Below are 19,909 nucleotides of genomic sequence, written 5' to 3'. Positions count from 1 at the left end.
CGGGAGTTAAAGATATGCCTAAGTACCGTTCAGCAACAACAACTCATGGTCGTAATATGGCTGGCGCTCGTGCATTATGGCGCGCGACAGGTATGACCGATGCTGATTTTGGAAAACCCATTATTGCAGTTGTTAACTCATTCACACAGTTTGTTCCTGGCCATGTGCATTTACGTGACTTAGGCAAACTAGTTGCAGAGCAAATCGAAAATGCGGGTGGCGTTGCGAAAGAGTTTAATACGATTGCCGTTGATGATGGGATTGCCATGGGGCATGGCGGAATGTTGTATTCCTTACCTTCCCGTGAATTAATTGCTGATTCAGTTGAATATATGGTGAATGCACACTGTGCGGACGCGATGGTGTGTATTTCAAACTGCGACAAAATTACTCCGGGTATGTTGATGGCGGCATTACGTCTAAATATTCCTGTTATTTTCGTTTCAGGTGGGCCGATGGAAGCTGGAAAAACCAAGCTTTCAGACCAAATTATCAAGCTCGATCTAGTCGATGCAATGATCCAAGGTGCTAACCCAAATGTTAGCGATGCAGATAGTGAACAAATCGAACGCTCTGCTTGCCCAACCTGTGGTTCATGTTCAGGAATGTTTACAGCAAACTCAATGAACTGTTTAACGGAAGCGCTGGGGCTTTCTCAGCCGGGTAATGGTTCATTATTAGCGACACATGCAGACCGCGAAACACTCTTTATTAATGCGGGTAAGCGTATTGTCGAATTAACTAAACGTTACTACGAACAAGACGATGAAAGTGCGTTACCACGCAATATCGCTAATAAATCTGCATTTGAAAACGCGATGACTCTTGATATTGCTATGGGAGGGTCAACGAATACGGTACTTCATTTGTTAGCAGCAGCACAGGAAGCCGATATTGACTTTACCATGGACGATATAGACCGATTATCACGTCAAGTTCCTCATTTGTGTAAGGTTGCACCAAGTACGCAAAAATATCATATGGAAGATGTTCACCGTGCTGGTGGTGTTATCGGTATTTTAGGTGAATTAAGCCGCGCAGGCTTGCTGCAAGAAAATGTAACGAATATTTTAGGGTTAACCTTCCAAGAGACATTGGCGCAGTATGATGTGATGTTAACCAAAGACGAAGGTGTGAAGTCGATGTTTTCCGCGGGCCCTGCCGGTATCCGCACGACAAAAGCGTTTTCACAGAACTGCCGCTGGCCGTCATTGGATACTGATCGTGAAAATGGGTGTATCCGTAGCATTGAACACGCCTATAGCTTAGATGGTGGCTTAGCCGTCTTGTCCGGCAATATTGCCGAAGATGGTTGTATTGTGAAAACAGCAGGGGTTGATGAAGGCAGCTTAACATTCCGTGGCCCAGCCAAAGTATTTGAAAGCCAAGATGACGCAGTAGAAGCCATTCTGGGTGGTAAAGTCGTTGAAGGGGATGTGGTTGTTATTCGTTATGAAGGGCCTAAAGGTGGTCCGGGTATGCAAGAAATGCTTTATCCAACCTCTTACTTAAAATCAATGGGATTAGGCAAAAGCTGTGCATTAATCACGGATGGCCGTTTTTCGGGGGGGAGCTCCGGTCTCTCTATCGGTCATATTTCACCAGAAGCGGCAAGCGGCGGGCTATTAGCATTAGTTCATGATGGCGATATTATTGATATTGATATTCCAAACCGGACAATGGTGCTTGATGTTAACGAAAGTGAATTGAACCAACGTCGTGAGGCTGAATTAGCTCGTGGTGATAAGGCCTTTACTCCACGTGGTCGTCAGCGTGAAGTTTCTTTTGCGTTACGTGCTTATGCTTCCCTCGCTACCAGTGCTGATAAAGGTGCGGTGCGTGATAAGTCGAAGTTGGGAGGCTAATTGTGGCTGCAGCAAAACCCTTACCCGCAACTCCAACTGGAGCGGATTACTTAAAAGCGGCGCTAAGTGCGCCGGTTTATGAAGCTGCGCAAGTTACGCCTCTTCAGCAAATGGATAAAATATCTTCGCGTTTAGGTAATACAATTTTAGTGAAACGTGAAGATAGACAACCCGTGCATAGCTTTAAGCTACGTGGTGCGTATGCCATGATCGCTAGCCTAACAGAAGAACAAAAAGCTAAAGGGGTAGTGACTGCTTCAGCAGGAAACCACGCCCAAGGTGTTGCATTATCAGCAAACCGTGTTGGTGTAAAAGCAAAAATTGTTATGCCTGTGGCAACGGCAGATATCAAAGTTGATGCAGTGCGCAGTTTTGGCGGTGAGGCTATTTTGCACGGTGCTAATTTTGATGAAGCCAAAGCTAAAGCTATTGCGATGGCGCAAGAAGAGGGTTATACCTTCGTCCCACCTTTTGACCACCCTTCTGTGATTGCAGGCCAAGCGACCATTGCTCTGGAATTATTACAACAAGACGCGCACTTAGATCGTATTTTTATTCCTGTCGGTGGTGGTGGTTTGATTGCTGGTGTTGCTGTTTTAATCAAACAGTTGATGCCAGAAATTAAAATTATTGGTGTTGAATCGGAAGATGCTGCTTGCTTAAAAGCGGCATTGGAAGCTGGTCATCCTGTTGATTTACCTCGCGTTGGGTTATTCGCTGAGGGAGTTGCAGTAAAGCGTATTGGTGATGAAACTTTTAGGCTGTGCCAACAATATGTTGATGACGTCATAACTGTTGATAGTGATTCTATTTGCGCAGCCCTTAAAGATATTTTCGAAGATGTCCGCGCAATCGCAGAGCCTTCAGGCGCATTGGCTTTAGCTGGGTTGAAAAAGTATGTTCAGCAGCACAATATCAAAGGTGAGCGATTAGCGCATATTCTTTCTGGCGCGAATATGAATTTCCATGGCCTTCGTTATGTTTCTGAACGCTGCGAAATTGGTGAGCAACGCGAAGCCTTGTTAGCGGTGACTATCCCTGAGCAAAAAGGCAGTTTTTTACGTTTTTGTCAGTTACTCGGCCATCGGTCAATTACTGAGTTTAATTATCGCTATACGGATGCCGACCCAGAACGTGCTTGTATCTTCGTTGGGGTGCGTTTAAGCGGCCGTGAAGGGGAACGTGGTGAGATTATCCAAGAACTCAGAAATAATGGTTATGAAGTCGATGACTTATCTGATGATGAAATGGCAAAACTACACGTACGCTACATGATTGGTGGTCGTCCTTCTAAGCCACTAGATGAACGCTTATACAGTTTTGAGTTCCCTGAGTCTCCGGGGGCATTATTGAAGTTCTTAGAAACACTCGGAACATATTGGAACATAACGCTATTTCATTATCGTAGCCATGGTACGGACTACGGGCGTGTACTTGCCGCATTCGAACTTTCTGGGCCAGAAGTGCGCTTTGACCGGCACCTTGATGCGCTAGGTTATGAATATCATGATGAAACTGGAAATCCGTCTTTCCGCTTTTTCCTAGCGCCACAAGATAACCAAAAAGTTTTAGATTGATTGGTCTGGGAGCAGTTCCCAAAAGGCTTTAATCAATGGCTCGCTAAGGCGTTTGCTTAATAAACAGACGCCGAGCTCGAATGGTTCGACCATCGAGATATTATCGAGCTGTGAAATACGGCTACGGACTGGTTCAGGGCTGTTGTCGACAACCACACTGGGGATTAGGGCGATACCACAACCGAGAGCCACCATTGACACTATTGCTTCATGGCCAGAGACAGTTGCATAAATAACTGGGTTGTTTATGTTGTGGCGACGAAACCAGAGTTCAATACGTTTACGAGATGGCCCATGCTCGGGCAAGATAAACGGTACTGTTGACCAATCAGGTTCGGCTTCGGTTACCATCGTTCGTACGGCACATGGCAGTGATGGCGCAATCAATACCAGTGGGATTTCACCAATTTTAGTGAATCGGACGTTGTCAGGTAAGCGCTCTGGTTTCCCTGCAATACCAAGGTCGGCTTCATTTGTTTCGACCTTTTCGACTGCATCAGCGGCATCACCTGTTGTGAGTTTTATTTCCACTAGAGGGTGCAATGCTCGGAATTTATCGAGCACTTGAGGTAAGTGGCTATAAGCCGCGGTAACAGAACAAAATAGACGTAGTTCTCCACTCAGCGAGGGGCTTTGTTGGTTAAGGGCATGTCGAAGTTGTTGGTATTGCAATAATGTTTGTTGAGCAAACTGTTTCAGGTGCTCACCAGCCTGAGTTAGCTTTACGGAACGGTTATCCCTTACAAACAATGGATGGCCAAGCTGCTCTTCTAGGCGCTGTATTTGCCTAGAGAGAGTTGATGGGCTGACATGCATCGCTTTAGAGGTGCGCCCGAAATGTAAGCTCTCCGCCAAATGTAAAAATAGCTTTAAATCACGGATATCCATTTTGCCCTCGATGAAGTAATTAATGGTGTTGCAAATATCGCAACATTGTATTGTTAATATATCAATTTAAGCAATGCAAAACATCGCATATAGTAAATCCATAACCGCTCAAAATGAGCGACAGGCAAATAACTGCCTGACATAACGAACACAACAGAACAATGGAGTATGACAATGGCGAATTATTTTAATACATTGAATTTGCGTGAGCAGTTGGCTCAATTAGGCAAGTGTCGCTTTATGAAGCGCGAAGAATTTGCAGACGAAGCAGGTTATCTGAAAGGTAAAAAAATCGTCATCGTCGGTTGTGGTGCTCAAGGTCTGAACCAAGGCCTGAATATGCGTGATTCTGGTTTAGATATTGCTTATGCATTGCGCGCTGAAGCGATCAGTGAAAAGCGTGCTTCATGGCGTAAAGCAACGGAAAACGGCTTTAAAGTTGGGACTTATGAAGAACTTATCCCAACAGCAGATTTAGTTATTAACTTAACGCCAGACAAACAGCACTCTACTGTTGTTCGTGCTGTTCAGCCTATGATGAAACAAGGTGCGGCTCTGGGCTACTCTCACGGCTTTAACATTGTTGAAGTTGGTGAAGAGATCCGTAAAGATATTACTGTTGTGATGGTTGCTCCAAAATGCCCAGGTACAGAAGTTCGCGAAGAATACAAGCGTGGTTTCGGTGTTCCGACATTGATCGCTGTTCACCCAGAGAATGACCCTAAAGGTGAAGGTATGGCCATTGCTAAAGCATGGGCGGCAGCAACAGGTGGTCATCGTGCAGGGGTACTGGAATCTTCATTTGTTGCCGAAGTTAAATCTGACCTGATGGGCGAACAAACTATCCTGTGTGGTATGTTGCAAGCCGGTGCGTTATTAAGTTATGACAAAATGGTTGCAGATGGCGTAGAGCCGGGTTATGCAGGTAAATTGATTCAATTTGGTTGGGAAACTATCACTGAAGCGCTGAAGCAAGGTGGTATCACGTTGATGATGGACCGTTTATCGAATCCAGCAAAAGTACGTGCGTATGCATTATCTGAGCAATTGAAAACCATTATGGCGCCATTGTTCCAAAAGCATATGGATGACATTATTTCAGGTAAATTCTCATCAGATATGATGGCAGACTGGGCAAATGATGATAAAAACTTGCTGACATGGCGTGAAGAGACCGGCAAAACACCATTTGAAAACTACCCTGAGTATGAAGGTAAAATTGCTGAGCAAGAATATTTTGACCATGGAGTTCTGTTAGTCGCGATGGTTAAAGCAGGCGTTGAGTTAGCATTTGATACGATGTTAGAAGCAGGTATCTATGAAGAATCAGCCTATTATGAGTCGCTGCATGAGTTGCCGTTGATTGCCAATACTATCGCACGTAAGCGTCTGTATGAAATGAACGTTGTTATTTCAGATACTGCAGAGTACGGTAACTATTTATTCTCATTTGCGGTTGTTCCAATGCTAAAAGATTTTATGACTAAATTGCAAGCAGGGGATTTAGCAAAACCAGTTGCTGATAATGGAACTGATAACGCGCAGTTACGTGATATCAATGAAGCAATCCGTAATCATCCTATTGAGAAAATCGGTAAGACATTACGTGGTTATATGACGGATATGAAGAAGATTGCGGTCGGCTAACTCATTTTTCGTCACTCTTCGCGTGATAGGCGCGTTGGCAGCACTCGGTTACCCAAGTCACATACTTAATATATGCTCCTTGGGCTAACCTCCTTTGCCGCCTTCCTCTAACACGAATAGTTTAGAAAAATGCATTATTGATATAACCACATTGTTCTAGTGAATAGTGTGGTTTTTTTGTTTTTTATAAATAGACGGGATCGTTGCTCAAGAGTTGGTTGGGTTTCTGCTACAATCTGTAGCGAGTTCCATTTTGAATAACTAGGTGATGTAGAAAAACCATGCGATTAAACCCAGGCCAGCAACAGGCAGTTGAATTTGTCGATGGTCCTTGCCTTGTATTGGCAGGGGCAGGATCAGGCAAAACACGTGTTATTACGAATAAAATTGCGCATTTAATTCGCCAGTGTGGCTATCAACCTCGGCAAATTGCAGCGGTGACTTTTACCAATAAAGCGGCTCGCGAAATGAAAGAGCGTGTTGCTCAAACATTAGGGAAAAAAGAAGCCCGTGGTTTGATCATTTCTACCTTTCATACATTAGGACTAGAAATTATTAAACGTGAATATAAGGCATTGGGTATTAAAGCCAATTTTTCATTGTTTGATGACCAAGACCAGCTAGCACTACTTAAAGAGCTGACTTTTGATTTGCTTGAAGAAGATAAGGATCTTTTACAACAGCTGATCTCTTCGATCTCTAATTGGAAAAATGATCTTCTTTCACCAGAAAAGGTGGTGGGGCAGGCTCGTAGTGAGAAAGAGCATCATTTTGCCGAGTGTTATCGCCGCTATGAGTTACATTTAAAAAGCTGTAATGTGCTGGATTTTGATGACCTTATCAGCAAACCCACTTTGTTGTTATATCATAATGAAGAAGTGCGTGAACGCTGGCAGCAAAAAATCCGTTACTTGCTGGTGGATGAGTATCAAGATACCAATACGAGTCAATATCAACTTGTTAAATTACTCGTAGGAAAGCGAGCAAGGTTTACCGTTGTGGGGGATGATGACCAATCAATCTACTCATGGCGTGGTGCTCGCCCACAAAACCTTGTTTTACTTAGCCAAGATTTCCCTAAGTTGAATGTCATTAAACTTGAGCAAAATTACCGTTCTTCTGAGCGAATTTTGAAAGCTGCGAATATTTTAATTGCGAATAACCCCCATGTGTTTGAGAAAAAGTTATTCTCTGAATTAGGATATGGCGCACCATTAAAAGTCTTAACTGCCAATAATGAAGACCATGAAGCGGAAAAAGTTATTGGGGAACTGATTGCTCATCATTTTATCAATAAAACAGAATATAAAGATTACGCTATTTTGTATCGTGGTAATCACCAATCACGTATTTTCGAAAAAATGTTGATGCAAAACCGCATCCCATATCGTATTTCCGGCGGGACATCATTCTTTTCACGCCCTGAAATCAAAGACTTATTAGCTTATTTGCGAGTACTAACTAACCCTGAGGATGATAGTGCATTTTTACGTATAGTGAATACACCGCGTCGGGAGATTGGCCCCAAGACAATTCAAAAACTAGGTGAATGGGCGAACCAACGAGGTAAAAGCTTATATCAAGCTAGCTTTGATTTGGGGCTAGAGCAAACACTAAAAGGTAAAGGCTTAGAAGCATTACAACGATTTACACATTGGATGGATGGAATTGTACAAACTTCGCAAAGAGAGCCTTTGATTGCTGTACGTGATTTATTGCGAGAAATGGATTACGAAAGCTGGTTATATGAAACATCCACGAGTACTAAAGCGGCTGAAATGCGAATGAAAAACGTCAACCAATTGTTCACATGGATGAGTGAAATGGTTGAAGGCGATGAACTTAATGACCCAATGACTTTGAGCCAAGTGGTAACACGTTTTACGCTACGTGACATGATGGAGCGTGGAGAAGACGATGAAGAATCCGATCAAGTTCAGCTTATGACATTGCATGCATCTAAAGGTCTTGAATTTCCATATGTTTTTCTTGTTGGTATGGAAGAGGGGTTACTGCCACATCAAAGTAGTATCGATGAAAATAATATTGATGAAGAGCGCCGTTTGGCTTATGTAGGGATCACTCGAGCACAAAAAGAGCTGTTTTTTTCTCATTGTCGTGAGCGTCGGCAATATGGCGAATTAATCCGCCCTGAACTGAGCCGATTTTTACTTGAGTTACCTCAGGATGATGTGTTGTGGGAGCAGGAACGCAAAGTGGTTAGTGCGCAGGAGCGTATGCAAAAAGGGCAATCGGCATTAGCAGATATTAAAGCGCGCTTAGGGTTAAATAAGAAAACAGAGAATAACAATTAATTAGGTTCCACACTAGGTTTCCCCTAGTGTGGAAAGAACTCTCAATTTGAACTATTACGTTCTTCTAGCTCTAATAGCCAATTTACATAACCTTGCCATTGGACTTCTTGCTGTAAATTTTCTGCGCGCAAAGGGTGCTCTGCTAACCAACGATAAGGCAGCATAATTGTTAACCCATTAGCATCCGTATTGAGTCTCAAAGCTGGTAATGTATCATCACGTCTACGGCTAGAAAAAATAATGGCTAGCCGCAGTAAACGGCATAAATAGTATGCCTGCTGTATGGGTAATGCATTTTGTTGGCTCAAAGATGCTAAGTCGACAGGGCCTTGTTGGTTTCTTAATAGTGCTGCGAGTAACCGTTTTTGCGCAGGGGTAAAACCGGGCAAATCAAGGTGTGTTATTAGATAGCTGGCGTGTTCAGGGCTTTTACGGAAATCAACGCTGAGGCCTATTTCGTGTAAAGCACAAGCACTTGATAATAAATCACGACAACGAGTATCTAACCCCCAATTTTTTGCCACTTGTAGGAAAAAGTACTCCGCAAGTTGACGAACTCGACTCGCTTGCTCAATGTCAACTTGGAAGCGGCGTTGAATATTACGAACAGTACGGGCTCGAATATCTTGCTCGATAGGTAATTGCAACATACCGTAGACGAGCCCTTCTCGAAGAGCGCCCCCAGCTAGTGTCATGTTATCAATCCCCAAAGCTTCGAAAATTGCGATTAGAATCGATAATCCACTTGGAAAAACAAGGGCTCGCTCAAAGGTTAAACCCTCAATTTCAAGTTCTTCAAGTTTTTGGCATTGAATTGCTTTACGCTTAAGCTGTTGTAACTTTGAGAGGGTGATTAATTCATCCATGCCTTGAGCAATCATAATTTCTTGAATTGCTTGGACTGTTCCTGATGCTCCAACACAAATTTTCCATCCATGGGTTTTTAAGGCGTCAGCAATTGGGGCGATGACTTCTTGTGCAGCGGTTTGGGCTGCAGAAAAATTTTCTTCTGTTAAACTTCGGTCGCTAAAATAGCGTTCAAGCCAAGTAACACAGCCCATTTCAAGGCTATAAAGTTGCTCCGCTTTAGCACCAGTCCCTGTGACTAGCTCAGTGCTGCCCCCGCCAATATCAACGACTAAACGTTGATCAGGGCCGCCTGTCGTATGTGCGACACCTTGGTAAATTAGGCGAGCTTCTTCTTCTCCTTGAATAACTTTAACGGGGTTTCCTAGGATATTACTGGCTTTCTCGATAAATAGGTCAGCATTTTTAGCTAAGCGTAATGTCGCTGTGGCGACGACTCGAATTTGCGTGTTCGGAATATCTTGTAGGTGTTCCGAAAATAGGCGCAGACACTGCCAGCCTCGTTCCATCGCTTGTTCAGAAAGAAGGTTGTTTTTATCTAACCCAGCCGCAAGCCGAACTTTGCGTTTAACCCTAGAAATAACCTGAATGCTGCCAGCAGTTTCGCGCACTACTAGCATATGAAAACTGTTTGAACCCAAATCGATGGCAGCATAAAGAGAAGAAGATTTCAGCATATCGTTTTTACTCAGCCTGGACGTTTATGGTTATTACGTGGGCCATTGTGGCGACGCGGCGAATTTGAATTGCGGCGAGGGCCCCCAGGGCGAGGACGATGACGGCGTTTTGGTGCCGGTAAATCATCCAATAGTGCTTCGCTATTATATTTACTCACAGGGATTGAGTGTTGAATATACTCTTCGATAGCCGGTAAGTTGAGTGCATATTCTTCACACGCGAGGCTGATTGAGCAACCACTTTCGCCAGCACGGCCAGTACGACCAATTCGGTGAACATAATCTTCACAATCGTCAGGTAAATCATAGTTAAAAACATGAGTTACAGATGGAATATGTAAACCCCGAGCAGCCACGTCAGTTGCGACGAGAATATCAAGGCTACCTTGTGTGAATTGCTCTAAAATACGTAGGCGTTTTTTCTGTGCGACATCCCCAGTAAGTAGCCCCACTCGGTGACCATCTGCAGCTAAATGAGCCCAAATATCATCACAACGATGCTTTGTATTAGCGAAAATGATACAACGTTCCGGCCATTCCTCTTCAAGTAAGGTTTGGAGTAAACGCATTTTTTCTTCATTAGAAGGGTAAAATAACTCTTCTTTGATACGATGACCTGTTTTTTGCAAAGGTTCTACCTCAACATATTCAGGGTTATTCATTTGTTCAAATGCTAATTCTTTGACGCGGTAAGATAGTGTTGCGGAGAACAGCAGGTTAAGCCTTTCTGTTGCAGCCGGAATACGGCGAAATAGCCAACGAATATCTTTAATAAACCCAAGGTCATACATGCGATCAGCTTCATCGAGAACAATGACTTGGATTGCGCTTAAATCGACGTAGTTTTGTTTGGCATAGTCGATAAGACGACCCGTTGTGCCAATTAAAATATCGACGCCATTTTGTAGAACTTTTAATTGTTCATCATAACCATCACCACCATAGGCTAGTCCCATTTTCAGGCCAGTATATTCAGCAAGCTCTTTAGCATCTGAGTATATCTGAACTGCCAGTTCACGAGTTGGTGCCATAATTAGCGCGCGAGGCTGGTTAGTTTTTTTCCCCTCAATAGCGGGATGAGTTAATAAATAATGAAATGTAGACGTTAAAAATGCTAACGTTTTACCTGTACCAGTTTGCGCTTGACCCGCTACGTCTTTGCCTTCGACAGTAAAAGGCAAAGTGGACGCCTGAATTGGCGTGCAATAATCGAAGCCTTTTTTATTAAGAGCTTCAATGACTTTAGGGTGCAATGCGAAGTCGGAAAACTTCTTTTCTGTCAAGTGTGCTTTACTCATAGTATGTTAGAATATCAGTTAACGGTTGGTTTACGAAAGTGTATCTTTTGAAATAAAGCATACTGCTGCCAATAATGTTACACTAAGTCTGCAAAAGATGAATTTTTGGAGTACAACATGAGCGATAAAATTATACATATAACTGATGCAAGTTTTGCAACTGAAGTTTTGAACGCAAGTTCACCTGTTCTCGTCGATTTCTGGGCAGCATGGTGTGGTCCTTGTAAAATGATCGCGCCTATTCTTGATGAAATTGCTGATGAATATACAGGCAAATTGACCATCGCAAAACTGAATATTGATGAAAACCCGGCTACCGCCCCAAAATATGGAATTCGTGGTATCCCGACACTTCTTTTATTCAAAAATGGTGAAGTTGCTGCAACCAAAGTGGGCGCATTATCAAAAACGCAACTGAAAGAATTTCTAGACGGAAATCTGTAAGTTATCGTTATATACAAGCCAAAACGTTTAGCGGTATATCTATTTTATCTAGAGAGCCGCTAGACGTCTTCACTTAAGCATGATAAGTTATCATTATTCCTCGTATAGCACCCATATGAATTACTTTGTATTCCATTGCTCTTATCTTATATATCTAGTTTGTTAGTTCTGTATTGTGATAATTGTTTCGTAATGATTGTTAATGATCAAAAACTGATGACACAATGATTTTAAATATGAGAATTTAGACGTTGAGTTCAAGCTACTGCTGCATTCAATATCATTTATTCCAATGTGTTTTTCATCTTAGTTAAAGATAGTGCATAAGCTACAGTAATCTAATGTTATTAGATCTTAGGGGATAGTAACAAACTGGGAAAAGTTAACGTTCAGTTCAAATGTGTTATTTAATGCGGTTCTGGCGTTAAATTTGCGATATTGGGATAGATGTTGTCCTAAATGTACAAAAAACTATTGCTAATGTTGTGTGTGTTTCTAATAATATACCGAACATCTTTCAGGTGAATCGTAGTCACATGTTAGAAAAATCATTAGTAATGACTAGCAAAAATTTTTATGCATTGTTGTGAGCGTATGATGAATCCGTTACCAACAGGGCTGTATAAAGTTAAACTGGCACTTAGTTATTAAGTTGCCGTCAATTTACGTTCATAGTTCGAGAATTACCCCGAGTTAAAGAACCCACCATTATGAATCTTACCGAATTAAAAAATACGCCAGTATCAGAATTGATTACGTTAGGCGAAAACATGGGGCTAGAGAACTTAGCCCGTATGAGAAAGCAGGATATTATTTTCTCTATTTTGAAGCAGCATGCAAAAAGTGGAGAAGATATTTTCGGCGACGGCGTACTGGAAATATTGCAGGATGGATTTGGTTTCCTCCGTTCAGCTGATAGTTCTTACCTCGCAGGTCCTGATGATATCTACGTTTCTCCTAGCCAAATCCGCCGTTTTAACCTACGTACAGGTGACACAATTTCAGGAAAAATTCGTCCTCCTAAAGAAGGTGAACGCTATTTTGCCCTCCTGAAAGTCAACGAAGTTAACTTCGACAAACCTGAAAATGCCCGCAGTAAAATCCTTTTTGAAAACTTAACACCATTACATGCCAATAGTCGTCTGCGTATGGAACGCGGTAACGGTTCTACGGAAGATTTAACTGCGCGTGTACTGGATTTAGCTGCACCAATCGGTCGTGGGCAACGTGGTTTGATCGTGGCTCCACCTAAAGCAGGTAAAACAATGTTACTGCAAAATATTGCAGCAAACATTGCACATAACCACCCTGATTGCGTTCTGATGGTACTGCTTATTGATGAGCGTCCAGAGGAAGTGACAGAGATGCAGCGTTTAGTTAAAGGTGAAGTTATTGCTTCGACTTTTGATGAGCCAGCTGCACGTCATGTTCAAGTTGCTGAAATGGTGATTGAAAAAGCTAAACGTCTGGTTGAACATAAAAAAGACGTTATTATCTTACTTGATTCCATTACGCGTCTTGCTCGTGCATATAACACCGTCGTTCCTTCATCCGGTAAAGTATTAACCGGTGGGGTTGATGCCAACGCATTACATCGCCCAAAACGCTTTTTTGGTGCTGCTCGTAACGTTGAGGAAGGTGGAAGCCTAACAATCATTGCGACTGCGTTAGTCGATACCGGCTCTAAAATGGATGAAGTTATCTATGAAGAGTTTAAAGGTACAGGTAACATGGAATTGCATCTTTCTCGTAAGATTGCAGAAAAACGTGTATTCCCTGCTATCGATTACAACCGCTCTGGTACCCGTAAAGAAGAGTTGCTGACGTCGCAAGATGAGCTACAAAAAATGTGGATCTTACGTAAGATTATTCATCCTATGGGTGAAATCGATGCGATGGAGTTCCTCATTAGTAAACTCGCAATGACTAAAACAAATGAAGAGTTTTTTGACTTCATGAAAAGAGCATAGCAGCTAAGATTTTCAAATCTTATAAATAGGTGCCATTATTGGCACCTATTTTTTTGCACCCATATCTTTGCTGAATACAAAAAATGAAGTTATAAAATAAGCTATAAATGATATTTATTGTTGTATGGTGTTAGTTTAGATAAATTAACCCTATGTTTTATTTCTTTATTTACACGCTGTATTAGTTAAACAAGTGTATATTCTCTACGCTACAATAATTAAAGACATACAAAACAATGGGTTTCTTTTAGTTCATTGAATTTAAAGAAATTAATTGGTTTTATATATTTTTGTGATTGAAATTAAATTTATTTAGGGCGTTTTATTATTTAATCTTTAAATGATTATTTAATGGTCAATTGATTAACTCTATTTTAGCGTATTGATTTTATGGCATGCATATTGCAGCTATAAAGTATAAACTTGGAAATGTTTCGTTATCGAATTAAAAACACACGTGTAGTGTGTATATTGATAATGTTATAGGAGTCTTTGTACGAATGAAGATTCGTCTTATAGCGGATTTTATTGCCAAGATGATAATGCATTGGCGCTTGCTTACTTATCGGCATTCACCAAAAAAAATTTAGTTTTGAAAGTTAAATATAAAGATTAAGAGAGTCGAACAGTGGACACCATACACTTTGTAACCAACCTCTTCTACGTTTTCTTGTTTTCGTTAGCCTTTATTTTTCTGGCCCGAGTTGTTGCGATAAAAATCGGGTTAGTTGATAAGCCTAACTTCAGGAAAAAGCACGTAGGATTAGTTCCTCTTGTTGGGGGAATTTCCGTTTTCTTTGGGATCTGTTTTGCGTTTTATATAACTGAAGAGTATATACCTCATAAATGGCTGTATATCAGTTGTGCAGGTTTATTGGTCTTTATCGGTGCGCTAGATGATAGGTTTGATATTAGTGTAAAATTAAGGGCAGGGATCCAAGCTATTGTTGCGGTTGTTATGATGACAGCAGCAGGGCTAAAACTTGAATCATTAGGCCATGCATTTGGGCCATGGGAACTCGTTCTTGGTCCATTTGGTTATATTGTCACTCTCTTTGCCGTATGGGCTGCAATCAATGCATTTAACATGGTTGATGGTATTGATGGGTTACTTGGGGGGTTATCTTCGGTTTCCTTTGGGGCACTCGGCTTTTTACTTTATCAAAATGGTAATTTTGCATTAGCCTTTTGGTGTTTTGCCTTTATTGCAGCTATCCTTCCTTATATTCTGTTAAATTTAGGCGTGTTAGGGCGTCGTTTTAAAGTATTTATGGGGGATGCAGGAAGTACTTTGATCGGTTTCACCATTATTTGGATCTTAGTCGCTTCAACTCAGGAAGAAGTTCACCCTATTAACCCAGTAACAGCTTTATGGATTATTGCGATCCCATTAATGGATATGGTTGCCATTATGTATCGCCGAATTCGTAAAGGTATGAGTCCATTCTCACCAGACCGCCAACATATTCATCATTTGATTATGCGTTCCGGTTTCACGCCAAAAGGTGCATTTGTATTGATTACTTTATCTGCAGCTATCTTGGCATGTATCGGAATTATTGGCGAAAGGTTAACATTTGTACCAGAGTGGGTAATGTTGGCATTATTTTTGCTTGTATTTATGATGTATGGTTATTGCATCAAACGAGCTTGGAAAGTCGCCCGTTTTATTAAACGAGTTAGACGTAGAGTCCGTCGAGGTGCAGTACGGTAACGACAAAACGAAAATAGAGGTTCTGTGCAGTGAATAACTCAGAAACACAACCGAGTCAGCATCAAACACCAATAGAGCCGGAATTGGATATCCGTGGTTTATGCCGCTCATTGTGGCAAGGCAAAATTTGGATCATTGCATTTGCAGTTATTTTTGCTGCAATTGCATTGGGAGCATCTTATTTTATGCAACCCAAGTGGAGCGCAACCGCAATCACGGATTTACCAACTGTAAATAATCTGGGAAGCTATTACTCTCAGCAGCAATTTCTGCGCAACCTCGATTCCCGTATAAATAATACCGGGCAAGAAGGGCAATTACCGACGATCGCAAAAGAAGCGTACCAAGAGTTTACAAAACAACTTGGTTCTTATGATACACGCCGTCAATTTTGGTTGAGTACTGATTACTATAAGCAACGCTTGGAAAATGACCCAAAAGCGGATGCTGCATTATTGGATGAACTCATCAATAATATTGAATTTACTCCCGCCGATGAAATCAAAAACCTAACAGATAGTATTAAGTTAGTGGCTGAAACATCAGCAGATGCGAATCAATTATTGCGCCAGTACACTCAGTTTGCGAATCAACGCGCAACAACGAACCTGAACGATGAAATTAAAGGTACTTGGGCAACTAAAATGCAATCCATGAAAGCCTTAGTTAAGCGTGAAGATATGGTTGCCAACGCGGCTTATGAAAGACGTCTGAATGTCTTAGAACAAGCACTTAAAGTCGCGGAAAAACAAGGTATTGTGCGTAATCAAAGTACAACACCAGTGGATGAACTCCCTGACTCTAAAATGTTCATGTTAGGTGCCCCATTATTACAGGCACAAATTGAAACATTGAAAGCTACAGGTCCTGATCATGATACCGATTATGATCAAAATATTGCCATGTTATCAACATTGAGCGTAGGACCAACTCTCCAAGATAATTTCCAAGCATATCGCTACCTGCGGACTCCTGAAGACCCCGTAAAACGCGATAGTCCTCGTCGAGCCTTTATGATGGTTCTTTGGGGAGCCATAGGGTTGTTAGTTGGTGCCGGAGTGGTACTTGCTCGCCGTCGCCCATCTTGATTTTGGGATATGCCACTGATGTTTTCATCAGTGGCATTATGAAGTCATTAAGATTACAAAAGCAGCACACTGCGAAAGATAAATATAAGAGAGTCACTGTGAAAGTATTGACTGTATTCGGCACACGGCCTGAAGCTATTAAAATGGCACCGTTGGTTCATGCACTTGCTGCGGATGAATTTTTTGAAGCAAAAGTATGTGTCACCGCTCAGCATCGTGAAATGCTAGATCAAGTACTGAAACTGTTTGAGATCACTCCCGATTATGATCTCAATATTATGAAACCTGGGCAAGATTTAACCGATATTACATGCCGTATTCTCGAGGGGTTAAAAGCTGTCTTTGCTGATTTCCAACCTGATGTTGTCTTGGTTCATGGAGATACAGCAACAACGATGGCGACTAGCCTCGCCGCATTTTATCATCGTATCCCAGTCGGGCATGTTGAAGCTGGGTTACGCACTGGTGATCTTTATTCACCGTGGCCTGAAGAAGCAAACCGTAAAATTGCAGGCCATTTAGCCATGTATCATTTTGCTCCAACTGAAAATTCGCGCCAAAATCTATTAAAAGAGTCAATCCCTGATAGCCATATTTTTGTCACGGGTAATACGGTTATTGATGCACTATTGTGGGTGCGCGATAAAGTGATGAGCGACCAGTATATGATGGAAAAATTGGCAGCTAATTATCCATTTATTGACCCAAACAAAAAAATGATTTTAGTGACAGGCCATCGTCGCGAAAGTTTTGGTGGTGGTTTTGAACGTATTTGCCATGCATTAGCAGAGATTGCCCAAGCACACCCAGATGTCCAAGTTGTTTACCCAGTTCACTTGAACCCTAATGTGGGTGAACCAGTTAAACGTATATTGCATGACATTGATAATATTATTTTAATTAGCCCTCAAGAATATTTACCGTTCGTTTACTTGATGAATCATTCCTATTTGATTTTGACGGATTCTGGCGGTATTCAAGAGGAAGCTCCTTCTCTCGGTAAGCCGGTTTTGGTTATGAGAGACACCACAGAACGCCCTGAAGCAGTTGATGCAGGTACAGTTCGCCTTGTGGGGACAGATACACAAAAAATTGTGGAAGAAGTTAATCGGTTACTGACAGATGACGCGGAATATCATGAAATGAGCCGCGCACATAACCCGTATGGGGATGGTCATGCATGTCAGCGTATTCTTGCAGCATTAAAAGGTAATCAGGTGAAATTATGAGTTTTGAAACTATTTCTGTTATTGGCCTTGGTTATATTGGTTTACCGACAGCAGCAGCCTTTGCATCACGTAAAAAGCAAGTGGTTGGTGTAGATGTTAATCAACACGCCGTTGACACCATTAATCAGGGGAAAATCCACATTGTCGAACCTGAGCTGGATGTTGTGGTGAAAAAAGCCGTTGAAGAAGGTCACCTGAAAGCCTTTACTACACCACAGCCTGCCGATGCTTATCTTATTGCTGTGCCAACACCGTTTAAAGGTGAGCATGAGCCTGACCTCACTTATGTTAGGGCTGCGGCAGAGTCGGTCGCTCCAGTGCTGAAAAAAGGCGATTTAGTGATCCTTGAGTCGACATCCCCAGTGGGAACGACTGAGCAAATGGCACAATGGATGGCAGAGGCTCGTCCTGATTTAACTTTCCCTCATCAAGCTGGTGAAGAGGCAGATATCGATGTTGCATATTGCCCTGAGCGTGTATTACCGGGGCAAGTCATGGTCGAATTGATTAAAAACGACCGTGTCGTGGGTGGAATGACGCCAAAATCTTCCCTACGAGCCAGTGAGTTGTATAACATTTTCCTTGAAGGTGAATGTGTTATTACCAACTCTAGAACAGCTGAAATGTGTAAACTAACGGAAAATAGCTTCCGTGATGTTAATATCGCTTTTGCAAACGAATTATCATTGATTTGTGCTGAACAAGATATCAATGTGTGGGAACTAATTAGCCTCGCTAATCGCCACCCTCGCGTTAATATTCTTCAGCCGGGACCGGGTGTTGGAGGGCACTGCATCGCAGTTGACCCATGGTTTATCGTATCGCAAAATCCAAAACAATCCCGCTTAATTCATACGGCGCGCTTGGTCAATGATGGCAAGCCTATTTGGGTAGTTGATCAAGTAAAAGCTGCGGTTGCAGATTGTTTAGTGGAAACGGGTAAAAAAGCCAACGAAGTGACGATTGCGTGCTTCGGTTTATCTTTTAAACCGAATATTGATGACTTACGTGAAAGCCCAGCGATGCACATTACTAAAATGGTGGCGAACTGGAACCCGGGTAAAACCTATGCGGTTGAGCCTCATATCCATGAATTACCAACCTCTTTAAAAGGTATTTCTGAATTAGTATCGATTGAACAAGCCGTTAATGAAGCGGATGTGATCCTCATGTTAGTTGATCACAATATGTTTAAAGGTATTCAAGGTTCAGCTATTCCACAAAAATGGGTTGTTGATACAAAAGGAGTGTGGCGTTGAAACGCATATTAATTACTGGGGGCGCAGGGTTTATCGGTTCTGCGGTTGTTCGTCACATCATTGAGAACACTGGCGACAGTGCGGTCGTGGTTGATTGTTTAACTTATGCTGGCAATTTAGAGTCCTTAGCGGCTGTTGCCAGTCACCCCCGCTATGCTTTTGAGCAAGTGAACATTTGTGATAGAACGGCACTAGACAAAGTATTTGAACAATATCAACCAGATGTAGTCATGCATCTGGCTGCTGAAAGCCATGTTGATCGCTCCATTGATGGCCCTGCTGCATTTATTGAAACCAATATAGTAGGGACTTACACACTGTTAGAAGCCGCGCGTTCCTACTGGTCTGCATTGGATGAAGAAAAAAAAGCTGCATTCCGCTTTCATCATATTTCCACTGATGAAGTGTATGGCGATTTAGAAGGCCCAGAAGGGTTCTTCACTGAAACAACACCTTATGCACCAAGTAGCCCATATTCTGCGTCTAAAGCATCGAGTGACCATTTGGTAAGGGCATGGGAAAGGACTTATGGTTTACCAACCATGATCACTAATTGCTCGAATAATTATGGTCCATATCATTTCCCTGAGAAATTGATCCCATTAATTATTCTCAATGCATTAGCGGGCAAGCCATTACCTGTATACGGTAAGGGGGAGCAAATTCGTGATTGGTTATTTGTTGAGGACCATGCGCGTGCATTGCATTTAGTGGCAACAACAGCTGAACCGGGCACCACTTACAATATCGGCGGGCATAATGAGCGCCGTAATATCGAAGTGGTAGAAGCGATTTGTGAGTTATTGGAAGAGCTACAACCACAGAAACCACAAGGCGTTGCTCACTACCGTGATCTCATTACCTATGTGAAAGATAGGCCGGGCCACGATATGCGTTATGCGATTGATGCTGAAAAAATTGAGCGTGAATTGGGGTGGAAGCCCCAAGAAACATTTGAGTCTGGCATTCGCAAAACCGTGCAGTGGTATTTGAATAACGAAACCTGGTGGCGTCGTGTGCAAGATGGTTCCTATGCCGGCGAGCGCTTAGGTCTTGGCAATTAGGTGAAAG

The 19,909-nt window shown here is 42.2% G+C and carries 14 protein-coding genes; 11 read left to right on the top strand and 3 right to left on the bottom strand.

Annotation, left to right across the window (positions count from 1 at the left end):
- The first annotated feature begins 14 nt into the window (after positions 1 to 14).
- Positions 15 to 1,865 (top strand): dihydroxy-acid dehydratase, encoded by a 1,851-nt coding sequence (ilvD, locus tag ACPEH5_RS15440; protein ID WP_042845907.1) that lies wholly within the window; start codon positions 15 to 17, stop codon positions 1,863 to 1,865.
- A gap of 2 nt (positions 1,866 to 1,867) precedes the next feature.
- Positions 1,868 to 3,442 (top strand): threonine ammonia-lyase, biosynthetic, encoded by a 1,575-nt coding sequence (ilvA, locus tag ACPEH5_RS15435; RefSeq protein ID WP_042845906.1) that lies wholly within the window; start codon positions 1,868 to 1,870, stop codon positions 3,440 to 3,442.
- Here ilvA and ilvY read toward each other — a convergent pair.
- On the bottom strand, positions 3,434 to 4,330 hold the full coding sequence (ilvY, locus tag ACPEH5_RS15430; protein ID WP_042845904.1) for an HTH-type transcriptional activator IlvY: 897 nt from the start codon (positions 4,328 to 4,330) through the stop codon (positions 3,434 to 3,436). The two genes, ilvA and ilvY, sit on opposite strands and share 9 nt — an antisense overlap.
- A 174-nt stretch (positions 4,331 to 4,504) precedes the next feature.
- Here ilvY and ilvC point away from each other — a divergent pair, with 174 nt between their 5' ends.
- Positions 4,505 to 5,977: a ketol-acid reductoisomerase gene (gene ilvC / locus ACPEH5_RS15425; RefSeq protein WP_129466659.1), complete on the top strand. Its 1,473-nt coding sequence runs from the start codon at positions 4,505 to 4,507 to the stop codon at positions 5,975 to 5,977.
- Between the two features lie 281 nt (positions 5,978 to 6,258).
- A complete protein-coding gene (gene rep / locus ACPEH5_RS15420) occupies positions 6,259 to 8,292 on the top strand; it encodes a DNA helicase Rep (protein ID WP_042845901.1) in 2,034 nt (677 codons plus the stop codon).
- Between the two features lie 41 nt (positions 8,293 to 8,333).
- Here rep and gppA read toward each other — a convergent pair whose 3' ends face one another.
- Together gppA and rhlB are read right to left on the bottom strand one after the other, a co-directional pair.
- Positions 8,334 to 9,836: a guanosine-5'-triphosphate,3'-diphosphate diphosphatase gene (gene gppA / locus ACPEH5_RS15415; RefSeq protein WP_129466658.1), complete on the bottom strand. Its 1,503-nt coding sequence runs from the start codon at positions 9,834 to 9,836 to the stop codon at positions 8,334 to 8,336.
- 11 nt (positions 9,837 to 9,847) lie between these two features.
- Positions 9,848 to 11,134 carry an ATP-dependent RNA helicase RhlB gene (gene rhlB, locus ACPEH5_RS15410; RefSeq protein ID WP_042845897.1) on the bottom strand — a complete coding sequence of 429 codons (1,287 nt, stop codon included), beginning with the start codon at positions 11,132 to 11,134 and terminating at the stop codon, positions 9,848 to 9,850.
- A gap of 117 nt (positions 11,135 to 11,251) precedes the next feature.
- On the opposite strand from rhlB, the gene trxA reads away from it, so the two are divergent.
- The 7 genes from trxA (at position 11,252) to rffG (ending at position 19,902) form a co-directional block, all read left to right on the top strand.
- A complete protein-coding gene (gene trxA, locus ACPEH5_RS15405; protein WP_042845895.1) occupies positions 11,252 to 11,578 on the top strand; it encodes a thioredoxin TrxA in 327 nt (108 codons plus the stop codon).
- A gap of 710 nt (positions 11,579 to 12,288) precedes the next feature.
- Entirely contained in the window at positions 12,289 to 13,548 is a 1,260-nt protein-coding gene (rho, locus tag ACPEH5_RS15400; protein WP_042845893.1) for a transcription termination factor Rho, read from the top strand.
- Positions 13,549 to 14,176: 628 nt separating this feature from the next.
- On the top strand, positions 14,177 to 15,262 hold the full coding sequence (wecA, locus tag ACPEH5_RS15395) for a UDP-N-acetylglucosamine--undecaprenyl-phosphate N-acetylglucosaminephosphotransferase (RefSeq protein ID WP_042845892.1): 1,086 nt from the start codon (positions 14,177 to 14,179) through the stop codon (positions 15,260 to 15,262).
- Between the two features lie 29 nt (positions 15,263 to 15,291).
- Positions 15,292 to 16,350 (top strand): ECA polysaccharide chain length modulation protein, encoded by a 1,059-nt coding sequence (wzzE, locus tag ACPEH5_RS15390; protein ID WP_042845890.1) that lies wholly within the window; start codon positions 15,292 to 15,294, stop codon positions 16,348 to 16,350.
- A 98-nt stretch (positions 16,351 to 16,448) separates the two neighbouring features.
- On the top strand, positions 16,449 to 17,579 hold the full coding sequence (gene wecB, locus ACPEH5_RS15385; RefSeq protein WP_048605856.1) for a non-hydrolyzing UDP-N-acetylglucosamine 2-epimerase: 1,131 nt from the start codon (positions 16,449 to 16,451) through the stop codon (positions 17,577 to 17,579).
- A complete protein-coding gene (gene wecC / locus ACPEH5_RS15380; RefSeq protein WP_042845888.1) occupies positions 17,576 to 18,838 on the top strand; it encodes a UDP-N-acetyl-D-mannosamine dehydrogenase in 1,263 nt (420 codons plus the stop codon). Before wecB ends, wecC begins: the two co-directional genes overlap by 4 nt.
- Positions 18,835 to 19,902: a dTDP-glucose 4,6-dehydratase gene (gene rffG / locus ACPEH5_RS15375; protein ID WP_042845886.1), complete on the top strand. Its 1,068-nt coding sequence runs from the start codon at positions 18,835 to 18,837 to the stop codon at positions 19,900 to 19,902. The genes wecC and rffG overlap by 4 nt, the downstream gene beginning before the upstream one ends.
- The last annotated feature ends 7 nt before the right edge of the window (positions 19,903 to 19,909 follow it).

The organism is Providencia sp. NPDC089933, from assembly GCF_049545585.1.
Classification (GTDB): Bacteria; Pseudomonadota; Gammaproteobacteria; order Enterobacterales; family Enterobacteriaceae; genus Providencia; species Providencia huashanensis.
The sequence above is the reverse complement of the archived record's forward strand: the minus strand, read 5'-3'. Positions and strand labels throughout refer to the sequence as shown.